Raw genomic sequence first — 23,962 nt, forward strand, 5'->3', positions numbered from 1 at the left:
TGAATAATCTAACGTTATTATTAGCAAAGCCTGACATTCACTCTGCGACTCTTAGCAATTGCTTGCAGGTTCATTTGAGGCTAATCCTAACGTCGTTCCGGCAATGCTGTTAAGCCGGAATCCAGATGTTTACCTTTTGCATTTTTAACCTGTGAGCCAATTCCTAACGCTTTGCCAAAGCTAAGCAATAAACCATCTAACTTCATTACTGGTAAAACCAGACATTCACTCTGCGACTCTTAGCAATGATTTACTGGGTTCACTTGAGGCTAATCCAGACATCGCCCTGTTAGATCTACAGACTTTCAACTAAATAGGGTGAATTTCAACCACAAAAAATTCGTAATCTAATTGATTGTCATGTGCCCCCACGCTAATATGTACAAATAAACGTACATGAACAGTTTGGAGTTAACATGGATGCGATAAGCTATACATCAGCTAGAGCAAATCTAGCAAATACAATGGCGAATGTTTGTAATGATCACGCCCCCATTATTATTACTCGTAAAAGTGAAGCACCTGTCGTTATGATCTCTTTAGAAGACTATAACGCAATGCAAGAAACGACCTATTTACTTCGTTCACCAACCAATGCGCGCGAACTTTTAGAATCTATTGCCGAACTTGAAGCAGGTAATGGAACTGAAAGAGAGCTAATAGAATGAAGTTAACTTTTTCAACCAACGCTTGGGAGCAATATCTATATTGGCAAACCACAGATAAAAAGGTACTTAAGCGTATTAATTTGTTAATTAAAGATATTCAACGAACCCCAACAGAAGGTATTGGAAAACCAGAACCACTTAAACATGGTTTGTCAGGTTACTGGTCTAGACGAATTAATGATGAACACAGAATCGTATACAAACCTCAAAATGATACCATCTTGATTGCACAACTTCGTTACCATTACGGCACATAGATGCTTTAGTCGTGGCAGAGCTGGGTTAGCGGTTCGAGTTATCACTGTGTGTCATTCTTGCCAGTAAACTTGTTTTCCATTGAAATTAACGCGGCAAGTATGCCACTAACAACAAATGCAACAATACCAAAGCTAAAGGTCACTCCAGCAAAGGCATAAAAGCCGGGTGAATGATCAGCACCTAAAATCATTAGTCCATTTTCTAGTTGCGTGGGTTCTGTCGTTTTGCCAAAAAAGAAACCATAACCAGCAGAAAGTAAAGAAACAACAATGGCCAAACAACCACAAATAGCAATCAATCTAGCTGCAAAAAGTAACAAGCCTAAGTTATTAGTTTGAATATTTGAAAATGGGTAAAATTTCATACAAGTCCTTTGTAATTTGATGACTTACCTCTGGGTAGACTCAGTAAATCCAGTCCGTTAACTTATTGATTACTGTCATCCTACATTAGCTATCTTATTGTTGTAAAGCGATAAAAAACACTGGTAAGAGCAAACCGAGTTTGCAAAAGTGGGGTCGTGTTTAAGTTGGGCCGAATAAATTTAGTTTATATGACCCCACTAGATTTAACTTCTTAGTTAGAGCTTACTTGTGAGGCCCTCTTACGGTGTATTTTTATATATGAGTAGAAAAATACAAACCATACGATACTAAGTATTCCTGGTGTCATAGCTTCGAGGTATGAACCTAGAGCAAGGTAATATTCTCCATTTTTTGATAAAAAAACAATCGTAAAATCTCCTGGTTGATAATTGGCTGCAAACTTCTTCCTTGAGCTACATATTGCAATATCACCTGGCTTGGCATTTCTGACAATGACGTTTTCATTGGTCGATAAAATGTTAAGTTCAACTTCTAAAGAACAAGCTTCACGACCAAAAAGGTCTTCATATCCAAAATAAGACTCTATCACTTCAGCTTCGACAATTTTCGAATCTGACGTTTGAAAAACTTCATAAACAAGCGCAGGGGTGAAAACAACCACACCAAAAAAACTAAAAAATGTCAGAGCAAAAAAACATATCCCTTTAATCTTCTCCATAACAAAATTGATCCTTGGAAGCCCTAACAGCTTACTGAAGGACTTGCTCAGTAAAGCCAGCCCCTTAACGTATTGATTAATATCATCCTACATTTGCTATCTTATTGTTGTAAAGCGATAAAGCCTCACTACACCGCTACATCACGACATTAATAGCCATAGGCGCAGAACACAAAGATAGAGCTCGATTCTGGCTATACAGCATTACCGAAATAACAGTAGGCTTAGCCTGCTCAAGCTGCCACTTTAGGCAAGTCACTTTTATCTGCAAACTCAACAATGATATGGTTAACTTCAAGCCACAGCAGTTCATCACACGCTATCACGTATCAACTCAAGGGGGTAACATGAATACACCACAAGGTTTTAACCTACTGTCCACCAGCATATTAATGTGTTGTTTGATTTTCAGCGTGGGAGTGAATAGTGCAGAAAGTACGGAAAATATCGACACCAGCAAACTTAGCGACATAAAAGCGGTTAAGTTTAATAACCCACAGGTGATAACCTCGGGGTTACCGACAGAGCTGCAATTTGAACAACTTGCTCAGGCGGGTATTAAAACCGTGATAAACCTGATCCCTAACGACAATCCAAATGCATTACCCAATGAGCAGCAAATCGTCACTCAGCTGGGCATGAACTATCACAATATCAGTGTTGATTGGCAAAACCCTACACAAGAAAACCTAGCGCAGTTTTATAGCTTGATGCAGCAAAATGGCGATGCACCAGTGCTAGTCCATTGCGCCGCTAATTATCGCGCCTCTGCCTTTTATTATTTATACCAAACTCGCCAAAATAACGCGCCGTCAATGGCCGAGGCACTGACGCCCTGGGGCGATTTACAACAAAGCTTTGCAGAATACCCACAGTGGAAAAAGTTGATAGAAGAGGCAACACAGCAATATCAAACTCAATAGCCAGACTGAAAATAAGGCGTTCGTCTTAGCCTAAATGCGCTTTAACATTAGCTTTACTGTCATCTTCTCTATCTTAAAAGTAAGAGCTGGATCCCCGATAACAACATTCGAGGATGACGGGCTGGAGCAAAGTCCCTCCCGGTGACGCTTAAAAAAACGGACTCTCAGCACTTAATGATAAAGGCTTAACGTTATGCCCTTGTCTGTGACTGTATCAGGTCAATATCTGGCCAATATCGGGCAACAAGTGACAATGCAAATAACGTTATCTACTGCGGCGTACCAGCACTGTTCAAATCCATTTTATACACAGGTGCAGGGATCATCTCTGAGGTGATATAAATACTCTGGCCGTCCTGGCTAAACGCTACCGCTTCGGCTTGTTTTATTGCGGGCAGAGCAATTTGTTGTGGCGTTGTTGAAAACAAGCTTAACCAATCACTGGGTTGAGTGCGGCTAAAATAAAACGCGTGGGTGTAGGTTAATACCACAGCCGACAAGCCATCTGCAGAGATATCCATCGCGGTGGGGGTTCCGGCAAAGCCTGCCCAGGTATAAATACTGACATAATCGAGTACCGCGGTAGGTAAAGGCGCGATTTCACCTAGCCTTTGGGCTTGCTGTTTAATCATTTGAGTAGATGAGTTATTTGATCCACTTTGTAGCGTTGGTGCGATTAAAGGCAGCTCATACAATACGGGTGGTGTATCACGTTTGGTCAGTAACAGTATTTTACCCTTTACAGTGTCTACCGCGACTGACTCACAATCGTGAGCTCCATCTGGGTACGTATATGTCATGCTCCAAACCGGGGTTGCCGACAAGTTTTTTTGGCCATTGAGCTGGCTTAAATCGGGCTCTTTGATCAAATGTAGCTGATACTGCGATCGCCTTGCCTGATTATCACCCACATCGGCGATCAATAAATACGACTCGCCTTGATAAACAAACGAGGCGATATCTTCCCAATCGGTATTCTTTACACCGGTAATATTGAGTGTGGCTAACTGCTGCCCCTGGGTATCGATAGCAAAAATCCTTGCTGTATCACCGCTGTCGTTGTGCACCCACAATATTTGATCATTAACCCGTGATACCGCTAGACCGCTGGCTTCGTCTATTGACGGCGCTGTAATGCTGCCCGCCTGGCTCATACCTGTAGGCATTGCGCAGGCACTGGTTGATAACGCTAAGATTAAATATACAAACACAGAAATACGCTTAAACATAATGATGAGTTACTCGAGCAGCCGCTGGCAAAAAGTAGAGGTATATTAACAATATTGAGTTGAAAAAGATTGGTAAATCATATCGTTCTAAAACGCTAAAATAACAATAAATAGAATGAAAAGGCCACTTTCTTTGTTCCGAAGAAAGTGGCCATGCACGTTTTTAGTGATTGAAATGATGAGTAAAAACCACTAAACCAGTACTCGTTTTAATCTTATTTATTCACGTCATTAATACTCATAGCTAAACTGTAAAGTGTATTCTGTGCCAGGGTCTTTGGCATATACTTGATAGTCTTGCTGCTCGTACTCGGTGGTTTCACCTAAAATATTCTTGGCTTTTAACTTCACCGTGGTGCTGGTTGTTGGGAAGAATGTATAGGTAAAGTCTAGGCTATGAAATGGCTTTTCATATACATCATCTAACCCGCCACGCCCACCGTAAGCAATGCGCTCTCCGAACACGTTATACACCAAGGTCGCGCTGTGATAACTGTCTGATGAATCGTAGCTTAATTGCAAGTTAGCCACCCACTGTGAGTGCCCTGTCATACGACGAGTTTGGTGAGTTGGGTCGATTTCGCCATTGGCCGCGATATCAATTTCTGAATCGCCTAGGGTTAAGTTACCCGCAATAAAGAAGTCTTCCCAAATGCTGCCATCACGGCCTAAAAACTCAAGTTCTTGTAAAAACTCAGTTTCAACACCGTAAATATGACCCGACTGAGCGTTATAAAACTTAAGCTGACGACCCGCCTCTGAAATACGTTGAATTGGTTCAATCGGCGCGTCAACGTCTTTGTAGAATGCACCTACACTGAAGTTGTTGCCAGAATCTGAGTAGTATTCCCAACGTAAGTCTAAGTTAAGAATGTCTGAGCTTTTTAGCTCTGGGTTACCAAAAAAGTCAAAGCCTGTTGCTGGGTCTTGGAAACGTACTGGCGACACTTCACGCAAGTCTGGGCGCACGATGGTTTTACTTGCACCAAATCGCCATTGTGTGGTGTAGGTTTGTTTCCAGGTGATTGATAGTGAAGGGAACCAGCCGTCTTCAGCGATGGCATAATCTTCAAGATCATAACGGCCACCTTCGTCTGAAATCTCACCATCAGGATCAATTGGCAGTGTCACACGGCGAAAGTCTTCGTAACGAATACCGGCATAAACACGCCAAACGTCGTCAAAGTCGATGTCCATGCTAACAAACGCGGCATCATTTTTTTCGGCGGCGATGTAATCTTCTGTGTCGGTAGACGCGTCTTTAAGCTCAAGATCTAACACGTCGTTACTGATGTTACTGTCTGAGAAAATCTCATCAAAGTCACCGGCTAAAATGTCACCGTTAACATCGGTAGGGCTTAAATCAACATCTAAGCCTAAGCGTGTGGCAAAGCTTTCGCGAGTGCGTTCAAAGTATTCATAACCTGTGGTGAGCTTAACCACCGCACCGTCTAAATTAATCGGGTAAGTAAAATCCCAACCGTAGTTTTGAGTGTCGTCATTTAAGCGGCTATAAACGTATTTGGGCGCATCTTGAGTATTGAGGTTACGTGACAATAAATCTTGATTGTCATCTAATACTACGTTGTATGTGTATGAGACTTCATTCGGAGCATAACGCTCAGAACGTGCGTCAGAGAACTTCCAGCTAAACTCGGCATCATTAAAATCTTCAATAAAGTGATGGCCTTTAATCTGGTTGCTTATCAGCGTTCGCTCTTCATAATCGATATTATACACTTGCAGCGCGTTTGGCTCGGCTAGGGTGTCGATGGTTTCTTCAATACCCACCGAGACATCATCAGAGGTGTCTTGCAGATAGGTCGTGAAGGTTTCGATTTTATGGTTGTAACCAATCTCTAATCCTAGGTTCAACATGCCTGACACTTGCACGATTGAATCGGTACCCACTACGTCTTTTTGGTTTTCAATCTGAATTTGGCTGCTGTCGCCATCTAACTCAACTTCGCGCTTAGTGTAGTTTTCTGCTTGTCTTTTGTACGACACCGCAGACAAGGCACCGAATACGATATCGTCGCTAATGTCCCAACGGTCACCAATGGCAACATCACCGCGAACCGCAGGCTCTGTGCTTTGAGTAAACACTGTCATGTCACGATACATGTCTAACGATAATTCGCGGTTAATTTTCTGCGCGCCGGCAAAATCTACCGCACCATTTGAGCCACTAAAAATATCAATAGGGCTAATACCACCATATTGATTAATGGTGTCATTAATATTGCTCGGCATGCTGCGAGTTCCGTCATCTTGACCGGTCCAATCATTACCACCACCGTTATAGGTGTAACTGTCGTCTGAATCGTTAGTATTGTAACGGCCACCTACTGAGGCTTTAAAAAAGAAATCAGACGGGATTGATTTAGTACGAATATCAACATGTCCGCCACCAAATGCCGCTGGCGAGTTAGCAGACGCAGACTTTTGCACCGAGAGCGATTCAATGATCGATGCGGGGAACATATCAAGCGGCACAACATTACGTGTTGGGTCTGGCGATGGTACTGTCGAGCCGTTTAATGAGGTACTTGAATAACGCTCACCTAGACCACGTACGTAAATGAATTTACCATCTTTTAAGGTTAAACCTGTCACACGACGAAGCGCTGCGGCTGCGTCACCGTCACCGGTTCTTGAAATTTGTTCTGAGCCCATAATATCGGCTACAGCAATTTGTTCGCGACGTTCTTCTGTGGCTTCTGAGGCTGAGCTGCGTAAACGCCCTGTGACTGAAATCACTTCAATTGGCTCAATCGGAATCACTTCGCCTGGGTCACGAGCAGGCTCTGGTTCTTGCGAGTATACTGGGGTAGCAGTTAATAAGGTCGCCGCAGAAATCACAGAGATAATGGCAAGACTTAATTTATTAACGGTAAAACTCGGCTTGGTTTTCATACTTATACTATCCTGTATGCGGTTCAGAGATAGCCGCCCTTGCGAGCGGCTATTAATAGGTCACTGATTACTTAATCAAGGGAATTACTGTGGCTCAAAAGCCCAACCTTGACGCCAGTCAGTCTGGCCATCGAATGCACCAATAAAGTCGGTTGATTCGAAGAAGCTGTCATCAGTACTTAAGTCTTTACCTGTACCAAGTAGCGTTGTATCACTTGCTGCTGGCATGCCGTCGGTAATGCTCACCACTGATGTTGAGTTACCTTCTTGGCCCATAAACCAGGTTTCAGTATCAATGTCGGTAGTACCTGATGTCTTGAATGGCTCGTTACAATCGATGATTGAGTGAGTCATCATTAGCGAACCGTCATTAACGTTATCCACTAGGCTCGACACCGAACCGTCAAGCTCTAAACACTCGCCAGACTCTGTCTCTGCAGTGCTACCTTTACGACCTTGTACCAGTATGTTGTAAAGCTCACCTGCTGTACCGACACGCAACAAGATACCTTCGCCGTTATCGCCGCTCGCATTTGGCGAATCAACACCGGGTAAAATCGTGAAGTTAGCAAGCTTTGGAGCAGACACTGGTGAGACCGCTGCGCCTGAGCTATTACTGTCGGCTTCGATACCGCGGTTTGCGTTGCCATCTTCATGGGTGATGTACACAAACTGCGCCTTACCAGTCCAACCGTTAGTCCAGTCTAATGAATCATCAAAGTTTTCAGTTAGGTACACATATTTAAGGTTAACTGCACCACCCCAAAACTCTACGCCATCATCGCCATTAGCATGCACTTGAATGTGGTCAACTTGCGTACCACTGCCCACTGCAGCAAACGAGATACCGTTCATTTCTTGTGTATCGTTCACTTTAAAGCCTGCATACTTAACAACCACGTAGCTAATTTGACCGCTATTATCTGCATTGTCGTTACCACCGTATGGGAAGTCGCCCACTTCGAACGATGCGTCACACGCATTTGCATCAGAACAAGTGTTCACTAAGCCATTACCTAGGATAACTAACCCACCCCATTGACCGCGCTCACCTTCAGCCCCGGCAATCACATCTTCTTCAGACGTCATCACGATAGGATAGTCAGCGCTGCCTTGAGCCATAATTTTAGACCCACGGCTCACGGCAATATAGCTGTTAGAAGTTGCAAATAACTTAGTACCAGCCTGAATAGCGAGGGTTACTGATGTGCCTTTATCTTCACCTACCAGCACGGCGCCGCCATCAATTTTGTACATCACGTTTTGACCGGCAAGCAGTGTGGTGTTGCTTAACACGTTGCCTTCAAGCGTACAGATTAGGGTGACAGACGCATCTTTATATAAACCCGCTACCGCGTTAGATGCAGTAGTACCTACAGGACAAGATGTCATAACAGGTAAGGCTTCAGGAGTCGTATCTACATCGTCATGAATGGCCGTCGTCCAACCGGTAGTCCAGTCATTTGTGCCATCAAAAGCACCAATGTATTCAGCATTATCTAAACGTGCATCAAGGTTGCTTAAGTCAGCTTTACCGCCAGTTAATGCAACCGATGATGAGTTAGGCATGTAACCGTCTAGGTCAGATGCGCCCACTAGGTTGCCTTCTTGGCCTGTGTACCAAGCTTCAACATCTAGCGCTAAGCTTGTACCCGCTTCGGCATCAACTTTGGCATCTTTAAATGGCTCAACACAATCCACTAAGCTGTTTTGCATGGTTAACGCTGCAGTATTGGCGTTGTTAACGGTGGCGTCGTCGTTCACTTCTAAACATTCGCCAGAATCCACATCGCCTTTAACAAGCATGTTATAGGCAAAAGCACCTGTACCTTTACGGAACAAAATACCTTCAGCATCGTCACCGCCGCTGTTCGTGCCGTTAGCGACTTCAATAGTGATGTTAGCCAGTGCAGGCTGTGACATGGGTGTTGCATTGGCATCGCTGTTGCTGTCCGCTTCGATACCACGGTTTGACCCGTTGTCAGCTAAACGAATGTAAACGTGCTGCGCACTACCTTGCCAACCGTTAGTCCAATCTAACGAGTCATCAAAGTTTTCAGTCAGTACGATGTTTGAAACAGAAACGTTACCGCCCCAGAACTCTAGGCCGTCATCGTTATTTAAATGCACTTGAACATGGTCAACTTCAGTGCCTGCACCGACACCTGCAAAGCTGATGCCGTTCATTTCTTGAGTATCGTTGATTTTAAAACCACCAAATTCAACACGGACATATTTGATTGAGCCAGAGTTATCTTCGGTGTCATCACCGCCGTAGCTGTAGCTGCCTACTTCGAATGATGCGTCACAGTTAGTTAAGTCAGGACAGGTATTTACCGGCGCGTTACCCAGTAACACTAAGCCGCCCCATTGACCCGCTTCACCTTCTTCACCTAAACCTGCTTCAACCGAGGTAAATACGATTGGCTCAGCGGCAGTACCTTCAGCCATGATTGTTGAACCACGGCTAATCACTAGGTAAGAGTCGCTGCCACCTAAAATTTTAGTACCCGGTAAAATAGATAACTCAACAGAATTTTCATTGTCGCCACCTGCAACCACGGCGCCATCTAATTGCCATACAACGTCATCACCCAATACGATTAAGTCGCCATCTTGGCCGCCGGTGCTGATTGTTGACGCTGCGGTAGAAGGGGCTAACGTTCCCTTTAAAACCCAAACCTCTTTACCATCAACTGTGGTCGTACTTTTAGTCGCAAAGCCACTGTATGATAATTCTTGAGCGCTCTCGGTAGGCGTTGTTGGTGTGGTTGGCGTTGTTGGTGTTGTGGTTTCATTGCCAGTGCTGATATTGATATCACCACCACAACCCGCAAGACCTAAAGTGGCAGCAAGGGCTGTAGAAAGTGCAGTCAGTTTAAAAAGATTTTTCAGTTCCATTGTCATCTCCGAAGACGGATGTAAGCGTGTGAGTAAATCGGCTGGATGACAAGGTAGCGAGTGAAAATGACAAAAAGACTGCGACAAAATGACAGTAACATTTCATCAACATGACAATAAGATGTAAACCTGATGTTACTGCGGGCTGCAGGGAAACTTAAGCGGCATAAAATTTTAACAGTAGGGAGAAAAAAGTAACAAAAAAGCCAAACTCAATAACAATACCTCATCAGTAAATGACATCAATGACCTGCTTTAATGACCCCGTTATAGGGCTAAATAAAGCTTACATAAATGGTCCATATACCAAATAACAATGCAATAATGCCTGCAGGCCTAAACAAGGTAAGGCCTTGTTTAGCGGCCTTAACAGCAAATTGCTTGTGGTGTTTTTCGGTCATAAAAACTAATAAAATAGCCACTAAAAGCAACAAATTGCCTATAAACTCAAATACCAATGGATAGCGAGTATAAGGCGCGCCTAATAACAGCACTGCGCCAATCACTAACCGCGAAATGATTTCAAAATAATGAAAGTAGCGTTGATGGCTAAAGGTGACGATTGCGTTTGAAAACGCCTCAGGCTTAAACAACATATACAGCCCAAAACAACAGATACTCGCTCCCCAAAGACTGATTAATATGGCCATATTGATTTCACTAAATGCAGCAGTTGATCTATTTTACCACTGAAGTAATGTAATAAAAATGTTAGAGAAATAATAAATAACCACACTTAAACCCCAATTAAGTTTATGGGTAAACAAACAGCTTATTGTGTACTGTGTAAGGCCATACGTTAACAACTCATATCATAGTATACTGAGCCATTAATGGGTTCTCTCCATAGAGGCTGTCTAAAAAAATATTAATAAATGCTCATAAAACCAGTTTTAGGCTTATTTAATGTTAAAGTAGCCATAAAGCACAATCTAAGTAGCAAAGGAGCGCCAATATGCCAGCAGATATTATTATTTTAGGAATATCGTTCCTCATTGCTATCGGCATTTTACTCCACCATCCATCAAAAACACTGGGCTTACCGTCATTATTGATCTTTATGGGTGTAGGCTTAGCTTTTGGTAATGGTGAATTTGGCTTTGTTTACGACAATCTTCAGCTCACATCTACTATTGGTACTGTCGCGCTAAACACTATCGTCTTTGTGGGCGGCCTCAATACCCCGCTAAAACACATTCGCTTTGCCTGGAAAGAAGGCGGCATGTTGTCGAGCGCGGGCGTCATCTTTACCACGGTAATTTTTGGCTTTATTTTAAATGCGTTACTCGATTTTAACCTCATTACTTGCATGCTGTTTGCTGCGGTAGTCTCATCAACCGATGCGGCAGCGGTGTTTTCCATTTTAGAGTCTAAAAAGCTTAAATTAAAGCACGGTACTGGCACTATTTTAGAGTTCGAATCGGCCACCAACGACCCCATCGCCTTGCTCATGGTTATCATGCTCACCGACTTTATTATCAATAGCGCTAACGGCACGCCAACGGCATTATCTATCGCCACAAGCCTAGGTCAGCAAATTGGTGTCGGCGCGGTCATCGGCCTCATTATGGGTAAATTGTCGGTTTGGGCACTAAACAACATCAAACTGCCAGAATTTGGGCTTATCCCGGTGTTTATTTTGGCGACATTTGCCATTACCGTTTCTAGCACTGAGATTTTAGGCGGTAATGAATTAATCGCGGTGTACATTGCAGGCGTCATTATTGGTAACTATTTAAAGAAAGGTGCAGAGGTCAGTAAGCATTTTTTTAATGGTATATCGTGGCTAGCACAGTCGTTGATGTTTATTATTTTAGGCTTACAAATCTTTCCGCAACAACTTGCGCCAGTATTTTTTGCGTCCCTTTTGCCTGCCATTTTACTGATTGTGGTCGCCAGACCGCTTGCAGTGCAATTGTGCTACCTTCCTTTTAGGCAAGCTAATTGGCGTAAACGCCTATTTGTGTCTGCAATAGGCCTTAAAGGCGCGACCCCAATTGTATTTGCACTTATTCCAGCCGCCGCTGGAGTTGAAGGCTCGCGAGAAATGATCCACATGGTGTTTTTCATCGTGCTGATTTCGGTCATTGTTCAAGGAGCGGCCATTGAGCCGCTGGCGAATAAATTGAAGTTAAACTTAAAGCCTAAAAAGCCTGATTTGTAAATAACCTGAACTCGGGATAAGGGATGAACTTATACTATTTAAAATTAACATGTTACCGCCACTCTCTTTCAAACTTGTCATTTGTTCTGCTAACAAGACGAATTGACTTACAATAGCTAGCCTATTGTAAGTCGATTCAACGCAGTGAGCAGGGCAAAGGACTGTTTGAAAGGCGTTTATTATCCCGAGCTCAGGTTAAATACCCATAAAAAAAGCCTAATGACGTATTAGGCTTCTTGAATTAATAAAATTATTGAGCTTATTTAAATACGCAGTGCTTTGCGTAATCAGCGGCTTCATTTGCTGTCCAATCGCCGCTTTCTTTTTCTTTCATTTGCTTACACCAAGCATCGCTGCCCACTTCAGGTGCACAAGCGGTAAGGCTAAGGGTTAATAACAATGCGCTTGAAGCAGCAACTAATTTTGATAAAGACATAAATAAGCTATCCTTTTCTAATAAATATTCGGAATTTGTTGACCCTTTTCGGTATCAGCAAACCATAAACTAACACTTTGAACGTTTAGCAATCCACGCAATAGCATCTTGTTTTTGCGATAATGGAAACCATGCTACCTCACCTTGCATAAATGGTCCCATTAAACGTACCGCATTACCTACCCAATCTGGGCCGCCAACAAACACTAGCGCGTCAAAAGCAGGTAATTGCACTTCTCCACTGCCGGTTAATGAACCAAAGTCCCACCCTTCGAGCAATACATCGGCTTCAATATACAAACACACCTGGTCCCAATCTTTACGATAGGCACGAATAGCAGGTTGTAAACGGGTACGGTAATCTGGCGCAGATAAACGGCCACTGACAAATAAACTAATGACACCCTTGGAAATATCGGGGATTTGACACAACATATCACTAACTCCAGCCTTATCTAAAGGCTATAGAACAGGCTTTATACGCTGATGCTATCGTGTAAAGCCACAATAGCGCTCATAATAGCAAAACTCTGCTATTGATTTCATTAAATATGTAATAACTCAGAGCACAGTCAGAGTTTTACTGGTGTCGCGGCGAGTTAACGCTCAGGCTCATAAATGGCCACCGCTGAAATACACACCCAATTACGGTATAATAACCTGATATTGAATAAATTTAAGGGGACTTACTCAACAGAATGATACAAATAACTCAACGAGTCATATTGCAAGACAACGAAATTGAATGGCAGTTTGTTCGCTCTAGCGGCGCTGGCGGTCAAAATGTTAATAAAGTATCAACAGCGGCCCAGCTTAGCTTTGATATTGCGTCATCATCTTTGCCTGAATTTTATCAACAAAAGCTGTTAGCCAAAGCAGATCACCGCATTACTAAAAGCGGAAAAATTATTATTAAGTGTCAGCAATCACGTAGCCAGGATTTTAATCGCCAAACCGCGTTAGAACAATTTATTGAGCTGGTAAAAAGCGTTGGCATTGTACAAAAGGCCCGTATTGCGACCAAAGCAACCAAAGGCAGCCAAACTCGCCGAATTGAAGCGAAAAAACAACGCGGTGCCACCAAAGCCATGCGCCAAAATAAAACCGGCTATTAATGCATTTTTAGCCATTAGATGAACATTTTTAGGTTTACCACGCGCGCATCTTCAGTAAGAATGGACTCACACGTTTTATTGCCCACACCACAGGAAGTACCATGAGCAGCACTGCCAAAATTTTAGTGATCAACGGCCCAAATCTAAATTTGCTTGGCCGTCGCGAGCCGGGTCACTATGGTCATCAAACCTTAGCCACTATTGTGAGCGATTTAACCACTGCCGCTAATCAAGCAGATATCAGTTTAGAGCACATTCAATCGAACGCTGAATACCAGCTAATTGATGCTGTTCATGCAACCGATGCCCAGTTTATTATTATCAATCCTGCTGCATTTACCCACACCAGCGTAGCCCTGCGTGACGCGATACTCGGCGTTGCCATTCCGTTTATTGAAGTGCATTTATCCAATGTGCATGCGCGCGAACCTTTTAGGCACCATTCATATTTTTCTGACAAAGCCCAAGGGGTTATTTGCGGCCTAGGCGCACAAGGCTATGACTTTGCTCTGCAAGCAGCGATTAAGTACCTACAAGAGCACAACAAAGGATAAGGTTTGAGTAAGCTAAAAGCCGATGTCAGCATTATTTATAGCGGCATATTCAGCCAATGGAATAGCGAGAGCGATGACTTGCCACGTTTTTTAGAAGCGACAGTTCACGTTCCCGCGATTATCGATACTGAATTTGGCTTTATTGCTCGGCTCAAAAAAGCCAAAAACCAAGTATTAACCTACTGCATTTATCATCCTGATATTCCAGACGACAATGGCAATGTGAGACCACCGTTTGATGGCACTGTTCATACCCAATCAACCTGAAGATGCTCGATTTCAGCAAGAGTTTACACGCGTTTAGGCAAGGCATTGATTGCGTGTAATGGTTATTCCCTTTCCAAAATCAATAACGCAGCATAAACGCGTGTAAAACTTGCCCCTTGGGAGTTTCACCGTGTTCCCACTACGTTGTTGCGCTAATTTATAAGGTACCTACATTACCGCATTAACGCGCCTAGTATTGAAAACACGGTGAAGCTCTGAAACATGCATCGTCAGGTTGATTGGGTATCGATCAAGGAAAACGATTGGCGCTTTTACTTGGGTGATTGCATTTGGGCACCTGTGAGTAATAAGCTGGGTAACTGGCGAATGACACTTGAGCTTAATGGCAAAATTGTTGCCGACAAAACCTTTAAGGTATATCTCCCCGAATAAAGTGAAGACGCTCGATTTCAACAAGAGTTTACACGCGTTTAGGCAAGACATTGATTGCGTGTAATGGTTATTCCCTTTCCAAAATCAGCTAAATTAACAAAAGCCGCAGCATAAACGCGTGTAAAACTTGCCCTTTGGGAGTTTCACCGTGTTTCCCTGATTATTAAATCAAGAGCGTTGTTGCGCTAATTTATAAGGTACCTACATTACCGCATTAACGCGCCTAGTATTGAAAACACGGTGAAGCTCTGAAACATGCATCGTCAGGTTGATTGGGTATCGATCAAGGAAAACGATTGGCGCTTTTACTTGGGTGATTGCATTTGGGCACCAGTGAGTAATAAGCAGGGTAACTGGCGAATGACCTTAGAGCTCAATGGCAAAATTGTTGCCGATAAAACCTTTAAGGTATACCTCCCCGAATAAAGTGAAGCTTTATCGATAATCTCGCTACCACATTAATGATGATTGCATTTGGACTCCAGTAAACAACAAAGTCGGTAACTGGCGAATGACGCTTAAGCTTAGGCTCAATGGCAAAATTGTTGCCGACAAAACCTTTAAGGTATATCTCCCCGAATAAAGTGAAGCGTTATCGATAATCTCGCTACCACATTAATGATGATTGCATTTGGACTCCAGTAAACAACAAAGTCGGTAACTGGCGAATGACGCTTAAGCTTAGGCTCAATGGCAAAATTGTTGCCGATAAAACCTTTAAGGTTTACCTCCCCGAATAAAGTGAAGCGTTATCGATAATCTCGCTACCACATTCAAGGTGATTGTTTGCTATACTCCGCGCAAATTGCCCCGCCATTATTGAGTGTCCATGTCTATTCAAGCTGTTTTAACTGATGCGTTAGCGAAACGCGCTGCTTTTTTTGAGCAAGCTAAACAAAATAACACCGATTGTTATCGGGTATTTCATGGCACTGTAGAAGGTGAAAATGGCCTTAATATTGACCGTTACGGCGATGCGTGGTTAATCCAAACATTTCATCAAACTTTAACAGAACAACAGCTTGAAGATATATCAAGTGTGCTGACCGCCCATGCTGACTTTCATATTGTTTACAACGATCGCTCAGGCAATCACTCACGAGTCGCTAACACGAGTGGCAATGAAGCCCAGGATTACGCTCAAACGGAACAAGTTATCCGTGAAAACGGCATTAACTTTACCTCTAAGCTACGCCACGAAGGCCAGGACCCGCTGTTGTTTTTAGACATGCGCATTGGGCGTGAATATGTGTGCGATAACAGCAAGGATAAAACTGTACTCAACCTGTTTTCGTACACTTGCGGCATTGGTATTGCGGCCGCTATGGGCGGCGCGCGTAAAGTAATGAATGTCGATTTTTCATCCTTTGCATTAGCGGCCGGGCAAAAAAATGCCGAGTTAAACAGGGTCACCGATGTGTGTGAGTTTGTGCAAAGCGATGCATTTCCGGCGCTGCGTCAATTAGCGGGTTTACCGGTTGGCGGACGCCGTAATCAAAAACTGCCTAAATACCCAAAACTGCGGGCCATGCAATTTGATTTAGTGTTTTTAGACCCACCACGCTTTGCTAAAAGCGCCTTTGGCATTGTCGATTTAGTGAATGATTACCAGGGTTTATTTAAGCCTGCTGTATTAGCCACTAAAGCCGGTGGCCATATCGTGTGTTGTAACAATGTCGCCAAAGTTGACCGCCAGACATGGTATGACAGCCTGGTGCGCTGCGTTGAAAAACAAGGCCGTAAAGTCACCTCCAGCCAATGGTTAGACTGCCATCCAGATTTTCCTGCATTTGATGATAATCACCCATTAAAAATCGTCGTATTAGGCATAGATTAATCGAGACGAGAGCAACCATTTGCGACAAACAGTTCAGCCACCATTAAGGTGGCTGAACTGTTTTGGTTAATCAAAAAACTGACTTACGACATGACCACGATTTGCGGATTACCCACGGCACTCGTTGCGCTGTAATTGCGTGCATCTAAACTCGCAAAAGTTTCGCCTAAAATGGTATCAACATATTGCCAATCACCCCGTACTTCATCTGCTGTAAAGCTTAGCAATAAATAACCCCGGTCTTTTAAGTTAGCGTATTTAAGATCGCTCACCAAATCCACTATCGCCGCTTCAGTTGCTGGCATTTGATCATCTGATAAGCCTAAATAATATTCAAGCCCAGGCGATGACACTGAACTGGTGGCAAATTCCACCCCAACCACATCATTATTGCTATCGGTTAAGTTATTTGCCCAGGCATTATGGGTGTCGCCCGCAATCACCACTAAATTTTGATTTAACGATTTTGCAGTGGCGTAAATCACTTCACGCTCGTAGGCGTAACCGTCCCACGCGTCTAAATTGTACGGAATCGATGGCAATTGTAATAACGCCATCACCTCTGGTGTCAGCTTATCTTGATTAGCTTGTAGGTAGGCCAGCTCTTCAGTTGTTAGAGTGGAATCGCCTGCTTGCGCACGAGCGGCCAACATAGCAATGCCGGCAAGCTCAGCAAATTGCGGAATGCTCATTTGCTGGGTAGCAATAGCGGCGGGCAATAACATTTTACCCATTAGCACCTGCTGCCCTAATACCTGCCATTTGGCGGTAGATTGCAACAAGGTTTGCTGTAACCACAATAGTTGTGTTTGTCCTAGCATACTTCGATTAACATCGGTCACAGCAGCGCTAAAGTTGCTACTGTCAAAGGCACCTGTCGTGGCGTCGATATAGTCGTTGTAATCTAATTGCTTGTCGCGAGCCAGCACACGAGTATCGAGCATATGCAAATCAACCAGATCGCCGAAATTAAAACTTCTGTAGATTTCTTCATGATTACCCTCACTCCAGGGGCGGATTGGCAGCCACTCAAAATAAGCTTGCAGTGCAGCGGCTTTGCGCTCATCAAAATCACCTTCACCGTCGTTATGATTTTCTGCGCCGTCTTTCCAAGTGTCATTGGCAACCTCATGGTCATCCCACACCGTAATAAACGGCACTTTGGCATGCAGTTTTTGTAAACTGGCATCGCTTCGGTATTGGCTATAACGGGTACGATAATCGGCTAATAGAAACAGCTCACCTTCAGGTAAAACTTCACGGCCTAATGTGGCAGCATTTTCGCTGGCGTATTCACCACGAGCATACTCATATAAGTAATCCCCTAAATGCACCACAGCATCTAAATCATCTCGCTGAGCGGCCATTTCGTACACATTAAAATAGCCTGCAGGGAAATTAGCACATGACATTACCGCAAGCTTAACCGAATCAACACTGCCCTGTGGTAAAGTGCGAGTTTGCCCCACCTCCGATACGTTTTCGCCCGCGTTAAAGCGATAAAAATATTGTTGGCCTGCCACTAATCCCACGGCATCAATTTTAACGGTATAGTCGCGGCTGTCATTGGTGACGGTTTGGCCATTAGTGACCAAATCAGTAAAGTCACTGTCTGTGGCGACCTCCCATGACACCGTAATATCGCCTTGTGTATCTGGAGTGACGCGCGTCCATAAGATCACGGCATCTGTTGCCGGGTCACCACTGGCAACACCTTGTAAGAACTGACCTGAAATAACATCGTCATCATCACTATTACAGCCCATTAAACCATAAGACACCACAACAGCACTGACGCCTTTGGCCGACATAGCCAAAAAATCACGACGAGTTACAAACCGTTTCATAAATATATCCTTATTTTTATTGTTCACATTCGGCCGTGTCAGTCACAGCTCAAGAGGTCTAATGAGTGGCTATTGTGAAAGTAAACGATGACATTACAGTGACAAAACCATGACAAGCCCACCTTGCCTGCCCCTGTAAACGATTTGCAAATAATGCCTATTCATACGCGGCTTTTTAACGTGAGGCTAACTGGCTTATAAATTAAATTGCACACAATGTAGTTGCATTTTAATTTTCGCTTAGTTATAGTGAACACAATTAGATTGCGCACAACTTAAATCATACATAACTTAAAATAACTTACTTATACACGAGGTTTATTATGTCAACGTTATACACCACTTCAGCAACAGCATTAGCCGGCCGTAATGGTCAAGTTTCTACCGACGACAAAAAAGTCGACTTACAATTAAGCTACCCAAAAGAAATGGGCGGTAGCGGTGAGTTTACTAACCCAGAACAATTATTTGCCGCAGGTTATGCCGCATGTTTTTCTAACGCAATATTGCACGTTGCTAGCCAAGGCAAAGTGGCTATCAAAGCGGCACCAACCACAGCAACAGTAGGCATTGGCCCTAACGAGAATGGCGGATTTGCACTTACAGTCGCCCTTGCTGTTGAACTTGATTTAGACCAGGAAGCAGCAGAAAATCTGGTTAAAACCGCGCACCAAGTTTGCCCATATTCAAATGCAGTACGTGGCAACATTGATGTGAAATTAACCGTTAATGGCCAAGCGATTTAACGCAAAAAATTACTGCGTAAGGTGTGTTTAGCAAAAAACCAAGACGCGAGTCTTGGTTTTTTGTTGTTGGATACCTAGAGAGTTGTAACTACGCCTTAATACTCATTAAAATATCGAGTGCGCGCAGACAGTGCTCGTTGCGGTATAAATCGTTAGTAAACATCACTTCATCAACACCGGTTTGCTCAACAAACACTTCTAAACGATGTTTAATGGTCGCAGGGCCGCCGCAAATAGATAAGCTCAAGAAACTATCGACATAACTTTTTTCTTGCTCGCTCCACAATCCATCCATGCTGTCGATGGGCGGTTTAAGCCACATTTCTTGGCCACGAATAAGCGCTAAAATACGTTGTTTCGATGTGGTGCTAAGATACTCTGCTTCTGCATCGGTAGGCGCTGCCACTAACGGTAACCCAACCATCACATAAGGTTTAGCGAGCACTGCCGACGGGACAAACTCACGGCGATACAAGGCAATGGCTTCTGATAAAAAGCGTGGCGCAAAATGGCCCGCAAACACATACGGCAAACCACGTTGCGCCGCGAGTTGCGCACTGAACAAACTTGAGCCTAATAACCAAATCGGTACATTGGTATTCTCGCCCGGAATTGCCCTTACCGCTTTAGCTTGCCCGCTTTGGCGCGCCTCACGTGGGCCGAGTAATGATTGCAGCTCATTGACCTCATCGGGGAAATGCTCGGCCCGTTGGGTATCACGATTAAGTGCTAAGCTGGTAACCGGGTCACTGCCCGGCGCTCGGCCTAGGCCTAAATCAATCCGGCCTGGATACAAATTGGCTAGGGTGCCAAATTGCTCAGCCACCACCAGCGGTGCATGATTAGGCAACATAATACCACCCGCGCCCACTCTAATTCGCTCAGTACCACCTGCAATATAACCAATCAAAATTGATGTTGCCGAGCAAATAATCCCTGGCATATTGTGGTGCTCTGCAAGCCAAAACCGATTTACTCCTAAATGCTCAGCATGTTGGGCATACGCTAAACTGTCTTTTAGGGTATCGGTGATGGTCGAGTCTTCACGCATTGGCGCAAGTTCAAGTAACGAAAAAGGAATATCTGCCAATATAGACATCATGGCTCCTTATTTGAGGAATGAAAAATCAGCCTAAAAGGCTTGTAGCATCTCGGGAGTGAATTCGTCGGTGTCTATCGTATACCCTGCAGCTTCAATCGCTTGCTGTAGTTTATCCAACTCATTATTGACGTTAGACATGGTTAAGGTGTTGTTATCTAACTCGTACACTATCGCCAAACTTTGATAATAAAAGCTCAATATCACCAAAGCATCACGGTTATTGTCTTTAGCCGCTTGTTGCACTGCTTTGAGTTTACGGAAAATTTTGTTTTGCAGCTGTTTGAGTTGCCACACGTAATACACTTCATAAAACTTGGGTTTTTCGCGTAGATTGCGGATCAATAAACTGCAAACCATTAAGGCTAAAATGACACCGGTAAAGTTAAGATGAAAATTCCCAGTAGACTCGGCGCCAGGTAACGGCTTAACCCCAAAGAAATAAATCATTAACTGGCCGAACACTAACGACAAAATGGCCAGGGTAACCACTAAACCAATCTGCACCTGATTGTTTACCGACCGGTACTGGTTTTTATCTATTTTAACTAACTTCATTTTGCTACTCGCACATTTCACGCTACAGAATTATGCATAGCTTAACGCGCACCAATGTGAGAACAAAAGAGTAAATCGCTTTATATCAGAATAAAAAGACACAAGCCCTTAAATCATTAATAATTTAAGGGCTTACAGCAATAACAAAAATGATCAATCAACTTGTCACCCGATTAAGGGTTTAGCTTAATTGCGGCCTGCCATTACGCCGCCATCAACATCCCAAATTGCGCCAGTCACCCAGCCCGCTTGTGGAGACAATAAAAACGTGACACTGTTTGCAACATCAACAGGCGTACCAATGCGGCCAATAGGGTGGAACGCATTAAAGCCTGCCAATGCGGTTTCGACTTCTTTAGGCTCAATAAAGGCTTCATAAATTGAGGTAATCACTACCGCTGGCGACACGGCATTGACGCGGATATTATGCTCTGCTAATTCCATCGCCATGTGCTGAGTCAATGCATGTAAACCGGCTTTTGCCATAGAGTAAGCACTCGACGGGGTCGCTTTAATGGCTTGTTTGCCCCACATAGAGCCAATATTAACAATACTGCCACCGCCATGCTTAATCATGTTTCTGGCAACGGCTTGCGAAATCACAAACATCGCTTTGTTAAGCTCCATGTAAATGTCGTAATCACTCAATTGATGTTCTAAAAATGGCTTAGGATTAAAATAACCTGCCGCATTAACTAAATGATCAATACCGCTATCCATAGCATCAATCACCTCAACCACACGTTGCAGATCTTGGGCATTGTACAAGTTTGCTTGAACACCACTGACCTTGCCCAGTACTGATAACTGCTCAACGGCAGCGTCGAGCTTTTGCGCATTGTTACCCACGATAATGGTAGCGACACCTTGAGTGATTAATTGCTTAGCAGTTTCAAAACCAATACCACTGCTGCCACCAATAATTAATGCCGTTTTTGGGGTTAAAGTTGTCATTTGTTCACACCTAAGTTACGAATAAGTGTGATAAGCTTATTGATAAACTATCCAGTTGAATAGTAAGTACAATTTAGTTCCATAGGTACTTTTAGGTACATATTAATGAATACAAAAGAAAAAATATTTCCACGCAAAACTGCACCCGAAAAATCAGCCCGTATGGTCGAAACGATATACGGCTGTAAATGGTCGTTAACTGTGTATCAGTTGCTCGCCAATAATATTAATCGACCCGGTGAGATGGTGAAATCGGTTGATGGGCTCAGTACTAAAGTGCTCAATCAATGCCTGAAGAAAAACCTCGAGTTTGGGATTTTAAATAAGATTAATTATCCCGAAATTCCACCACGGGTAGAGTATGAGGTGACAGAGTTTGGTCAAAAATTTATGCGGATTTTAGACGACATTGAAAAGCTGCAAAATGAAATTGATGCTTAACCCGCAGGCTAAGCATCCACTATCTCTATCTCGTTTTAAACTTGTGATTATTCACTGGCGGCATTAAGCCAAACAAACTCTGGTAATGCGGTTAAATCTAAACAATCGCTCCACTTAGCAATAGCACTACTTTTGGGTTGAGCGGCCTCATCTTGATTAAGCGCTTCCATTAACACTTTTTGTGACTCGGGCTCACCATGCACTAAAATAATGGCAGGTGAATCCTCAAAGTGATGATACCAACGCAACAGCTCTGCTTGGTCGGCATGGGCAGACAAACCGCCTACGGTGTGAATACTCGCAGCCACTTTGACACTTTGGCCATGGATGGTCAGCTCTTCTGCGCCATCCACCAATAAGCGTCCTGGGGTGCCTAAGGCTTGGTAACCACAAATAATAATGTTGGCTTCTTTACGCCATAAATTATGCACAAAATGGTTACGAATTCGGCCACCATTACACATGCCGCTACCCGCAATCACAATTAACCCTTCGTGAATGTCGTTAAGCTCTATCGACTCTTCTGTGCTGCTTACAAACTCAGCACACGATAGTAATGGATGTTTGCCAGGCGACATCCGAGTAAAGCGCTTAAAGTCATCGTCCAATATGGGGTAATTGTTGACGTAAACTTGTGTGGCTTTAATGGCCATTGGGCTGTCTAAACAAATACGCCAACCTGATAAGTCCCACTCTTTGGCATATAAATGGAACAAATACAGTAACTCTTGAGCACGACCCACTGAAAAAGCTGGGATTAAAATATTGCCGCGACTTTGGTTAATGGTCGTTTTAAATATCGATTTAAGCTCCACCAGCGTTTTATGCCAACTGCGGTGTAAACGATTGCCGTAGGTGCTTTCCATTAGCACTAAATCGGCTTTATCGATAAAGGTTGGGTCATCTAAAATAGGCATACCTGCACGGCCTAAGTCACCGCTAAAGACCAATTTTTTCTGTTCAGGCTGCTGCCCTAGCCACAACTCAACTATCGCCGAGCCGAGAATATGCCCAGCATCCGACAAACGGATTTCAATTGAATCAGCAATTTGAACACGTTGGTCATAATCAACCACCACAAACTGAGCCATGACCTGATTTACCTCTTCTTCGGTAAATAATGGTTCGAGTGCTTCTAAATCATGTTTAGCCCGTTTTTTGTTTTTTCTGTCGGTGTCTCGCTCCTGCAGCATCGCAGCGTCACGCAGCATAATGCTACACAACTGTGCGGTTGCACGTTGGGTGTAAATAGGGCCAGTAAAACCTTGCTTAATTAAATAAGGTAATCGACCAGAATGGTCAATGTGAGCATGGCTTAATACGACGGCATGGATCTGTTCTGCTTGGAAAGGAAAAGGATCATGATTGCGCAACTCATCGGCTTTGCCACCTTGAATTAATCCACAATCTAATAGTACCTGTTTGCCATCAACCGTGAGTAAATGACATGAACCAGTCACCTCTTCTGTCGCTCCGAAAAACTGTAAAGTCATTTGCATAAAATCACCTTTAACGTATTGAGCTATAAATTAAGCGTATGCCATTTTCAGAATAAAATAGCGATCCACATCAAATAAACCTCCAAAAAGCGCCCTTATTTTAATAAGTAAAT

26 protein-coding genes and 1 pseudogene are annotated in these 23,962 nt (G+C 43.5%); 14 read left to right on the forward strand and 13 right to left on the reverse strand.

Annotated features, from left to right (window positions below):
• The first annotated feature begins 416 nt into the window (after window positions 1–416).
• Window positions 417–668, forward strand: coding sequence for a type II toxin-antitoxin system Phd/YefM family antitoxin (locus tag IEY48_RS06175; RefSeq protein ID WP_160056046.1), 252 nt, complete (start codon window positions 417–419; stop codon window positions 666–668).
• Window positions 665–925 (forward strand): Txe/YoeB family addiction module toxin, encoded by a 261-nt coding sequence (locus tag IEY48_RS06180; RefSeq protein ID WP_160056045.1) that lies wholly within the window; start codon window positions 665–667, stop codon window positions 923–925. Before IEY48_RS06175 ends, IEY48_RS06180 begins: the two co-directional genes overlap by 4 nt.
• Window positions 926–966: 41 nt before the next feature.
• Here IEY48_RS06180 and IEY48_RS06185 read toward each other — a convergent pair whose 3' ends face one another.
• Both IEY48_RS06185 and IEY48_RS06190 read right to left on the reverse strand, forming a co-directional pair.
• Entirely contained in the window at window positions 967–1,290 is a 324-nt protein-coding gene (locus IEY48_RS06185) for a hypothetical protein (protein ID WP_188918352.1), read from the reverse strand.
• Between the two features lie 212 nt (window positions 1,291–1,502).
• A complete protein-coding gene (locus tag IEY48_RS06190; protein ID WP_188918354.1) occupies window positions 1,503–1,970 on the reverse strand; it encodes a hypothetical protein in 468 nt (155 codons plus the stop codon).
• A 347-nt stretch (window positions 1,971–2,317) separates the two neighbouring features.
• On the opposite strand from IEY48_RS06190, the gene IEY48_RS06195 reads away from it, so the two are divergent.
• A complete protein-coding gene (locus IEY48_RS06195) occupies window positions 2,318–2,893 on the forward strand; it encodes a protein tyrosine phosphatase family protein (RefSeq protein WP_188918356.1) in 576 nt (191 codons plus the stop codon).
• Window positions 2,894–3,162: 269 nt separating this feature from the next.
• On the opposite strand, the gene IEY48_RS06200 is transcribed toward IEY48_RS06195, so the two are convergent.
• The 4 genes from IEY48_RS06200 to IEY48_RS06215 form a co-directional block, all read right to left on the reverse strand.
• Complete coding sequence (locus IEY48_RS06200; protein WP_188918358.1) at window positions 3,163–4,122, reverse strand: hypothetical protein; 960 nt, start codon at window positions 4,120–4,122, stop codon at window positions 3,163–3,165.
• Window positions 4,123–4,353: 231 nt separating this feature from the next.
• The gene (locus IEY48_RS06205; RefSeq protein WP_188918360.1) at window positions 4,354–7,038 is read right to left on the reverse strand and encodes a TonB-dependent receptor domain-containing protein; all 2,685 of its coding nucleotides are present in this window, start codon (window positions 7,036–7,038) and stop codon (window positions 4,354–4,356) included.
• An 84-nt stretch (window positions 7,039–7,122) separates the two neighbouring features.
• A complete protein-coding gene (locus IEY48_RS06210; protein WP_188918362.1) occupies window positions 7,123–9,939 on the reverse strand; it encodes a beta-helix domain-containing protein in 2,817 nt (938 codons plus the stop codon).
• 275 nt (window positions 9,940–10,214) lie between these two features.
• Window positions 10,215–10,589: a hypothetical protein gene (locus IEY48_RS06215; RefSeq protein ID WP_188918364.1), complete on the reverse strand. Its 375-nt coding sequence runs from the start codon at window positions 10,587–10,589 to the stop codon at window positions 10,215–10,217.
• A gap of 305 nt (window positions 10,590–10,894) precedes the next feature.
• On the opposite strand from IEY48_RS06215, the gene IEY48_RS06220 reads away from it, so the two are divergent.
• The gene (locus tag IEY48_RS06220; RefSeq protein WP_188918366.1) at window positions 10,895–12,103 is read left to right on the forward strand and encodes a potassium/proton antiporter; all 1,209 of its coding nucleotides are present in this window, start codon (window positions 10,895–10,897) and stop codon (window positions 12,101–12,103) included.
• 259 nt (window positions 12,104–12,362) lie between these two features.
• Here the strand turns inward: IEY48_RS06220 and IEY48_RS06225 are convergent, their stop codons facing one another.
• Both IEY48_RS06225 and IEY48_RS06230 read right to left on the reverse strand, forming a co-directional pair.
• Window positions 12,363–12,539 carry a DUF3012 domain-containing protein gene (locus IEY48_RS06225; protein ID WP_160056019.1) on the reverse strand — a complete coding sequence of 59 codons (177 nt, stop codon included), beginning with the start codon at window positions 12,537–12,539 and terminating at the stop codon, window positions 12,363–12,365.
• 69 nt (window positions 12,540–12,608) lie between these two features.
• Window positions 12,609–12,974, reverse strand: coding sequence for a SpoIIAA family protein (locus tag IEY48_RS06230; RefSeq protein ID WP_188918368.1), 366 nt, complete (start codon window positions 12,972–12,974; stop codon window positions 12,609–12,611).
• A 263-nt stretch (window positions 12,975–13,237) separates the two neighbouring features.
• On the opposite strand from IEY48_RS06230, the gene arfB reads away from it, so the two are divergent.
• From arfB to IEY48_RS06270, 8 genes and pseudogenes are all read left to right on the forward strand, one after another.
• Window positions 13,238–13,654, forward strand: a complete 417-nt coding sequence (arfB, locus tag IEY48_RS06235) for an alternative ribosome rescue aminoacyl-tRNA hydrolase ArfB (protein ID WP_188918370.1) — start codon at window positions 13,238–13,240, stop codon at window positions 13,652–13,654.
• A gap of 101 nt (window positions 13,655–13,755) precedes the next feature.
• Complete coding sequence (aroQ, locus tag IEY48_RS06240) at window positions 13,756–14,208, forward strand: type II 3-dehydroquinate dehydratase (RefSeq protein ID WP_188918372.1); 453 nt, start codon at window positions 13,756–13,758, stop codon at window positions 14,206–14,208.
• A 3-nt stretch (window positions 14,209–14,211) separates the two neighbouring features.
• The gene (locus IEY48_RS06245) at window positions 14,212–14,475 is read left to right on the forward strand and encodes a DUF3859 domain-containing protein (protein WP_188918373.1); all 264 of its coding nucleotides are present in this window, start codon (window positions 14,212–14,214) and stop codon (window positions 14,473–14,475) included.
• Window positions 14,476–14,718: 243 nt separating this feature from the next.
• Window positions 14,719–14,868: pseudogene (locus IEY48_RS06250) on the forward strand (DUF3859 domain-containing protein); the annotation flags it as partial.
• 255 nt (window positions 14,869–15,123) lie between these two features.
• Window positions 15,124–15,294, forward strand: coding sequence for a DUF3859 domain-containing protein (locus tag IEY48_RS06255; RefSeq protein WP_188918377.1), 171 nt, complete (start codon window positions 15,124–15,126; stop codon window positions 15,292–15,294).
• A gap of 46 nt (window positions 15,295–15,340) precedes the next feature.
• Entirely contained in the window at window positions 15,341–15,451 is a 111-nt protein-coding gene (locus tag IEY48_RS06260; RefSeq protein WP_229786342.1) for a DUF3859 domain-containing protein, read from the forward strand.
• 46 nt (window positions 15,452–15,497) lie between these two features.
• Window positions 15,498–15,608 (forward strand): DUF3859 domain-containing protein, encoded by a 111-nt coding sequence (locus IEY48_RS06265; protein WP_229786342.1) that lies wholly within the window; start codon window positions 15,498–15,500, stop codon window positions 15,606–15,608.
• An 89-nt stretch (window positions 15,609–15,697) separates the two neighbouring features.
• Complete coding sequence (locus tag IEY48_RS06270) at window positions 15,698–16,705, forward strand: class I SAM-dependent rRNA methyltransferase (protein WP_188918379.1); 1,008 nt, start codon at window positions 15,698–15,700, stop codon at window positions 16,703–16,705.
• Window positions 16,706–16,788: 83 nt separating this feature from the next.
• Here IEY48_RS06270 and IEY48_RS06275 read toward each other — a convergent pair whose 3' ends face one another.
• Window positions 16,789–18,552, reverse strand: coding sequence for an alkaline phosphatase D family protein (locus IEY48_RS06275; protein WP_188918381.1), 1,764 nt, complete (start codon window positions 18,550–18,552; stop codon window positions 16,789–16,791).
• 323 nt (window positions 18,553–18,875) lie between these two features.
• On the opposite strand from IEY48_RS06275, the gene ohr reads away from it, so the two are divergent.
• Window positions 18,876–19,298, forward strand: coding sequence for an organic hydroperoxide reductase Ohr (gene ohr / locus IEY48_RS06280; RefSeq protein WP_188918383.1), 423 nt, complete (start codon window positions 18,876–18,878; stop codon window positions 19,296–19,298).
• An 88-nt stretch (window positions 19,299–19,386) separates the two neighbouring features.
• On the opposite strand, the gene IEY48_RS06285 is transcribed toward ohr, so the two are convergent.
• The 3 genes from IEY48_RS06285 to IEY48_RS06295 form a co-directional block, all read right to left on the reverse strand.
• Window positions 19,387–20,397: an LLM class flavin-dependent oxidoreductase gene (locus IEY48_RS06285; protein ID WP_188918432.1), complete on the reverse strand. Its 1,011-nt coding sequence runs from the start codon at window positions 20,395–20,397 to the stop codon at window positions 19,387–19,389.
• 33 nt (window positions 20,398–20,430) lie between these two features.
• Window positions 20,431–20,955, reverse strand: coding sequence for a DUF3087 domain-containing protein (locus IEY48_RS06290; RefSeq protein ID WP_160056001.1), 525 nt, complete (start codon window positions 20,953–20,955; stop codon window positions 20,431–20,433).
• A gap of 186 nt (window positions 20,956–21,141) precedes the next feature.
• On the reverse strand, window positions 21,142–21,909 hold the full coding sequence (locus IEY48_RS06295) for an SDR family NAD(P)-dependent oxidoreductase (RefSeq protein WP_188918385.1): 768 nt from the start codon (window positions 21,907–21,909) through the stop codon (window positions 21,142–21,144).
• 105 nt (window positions 21,910–22,014) lie between these two features.
• Between IEY48_RS06295 and IEY48_RS06300 the strand changes: the two genes are divergently transcribed.
• Window positions 22,015–22,350 carry a winged helix-turn-helix transcriptional regulator gene (locus IEY48_RS06300; RefSeq protein WP_160055997.1) on the forward strand — a complete coding sequence of 112 codons (336 nt, stop codon included), beginning with the start codon at window positions 22,015–22,017 and terminating at the stop codon, window positions 22,348–22,350.
• A 47-nt stretch (window positions 22,351–22,397) separates the two neighbouring features.
• On the opposite strand, the gene IEY48_RS06305 is transcribed toward IEY48_RS06300, so the two are convergent.
• Complete coding sequence (locus tag IEY48_RS06305; protein ID WP_188918387.1) at window positions 22,398–23,849, reverse strand: MBL fold metallo-hydrolase RNA specificity domain-containing protein; 1,452 nt, start codon at window positions 23,847–23,849, stop codon at window positions 22,398–22,400.
• Between the last annotated feature and the right edge of the window lie 113 nt (window positions 23,850–23,962).

The sequence above is a fragment of the Shewanella saliphila genome (assembly GCF_014648295.1).
GTDB lineage: Bacteria > Pseudomonadota > Gammaproteobacteria > Enterobacterales > Shewanellaceae > Shewanella > Shewanella saliphila.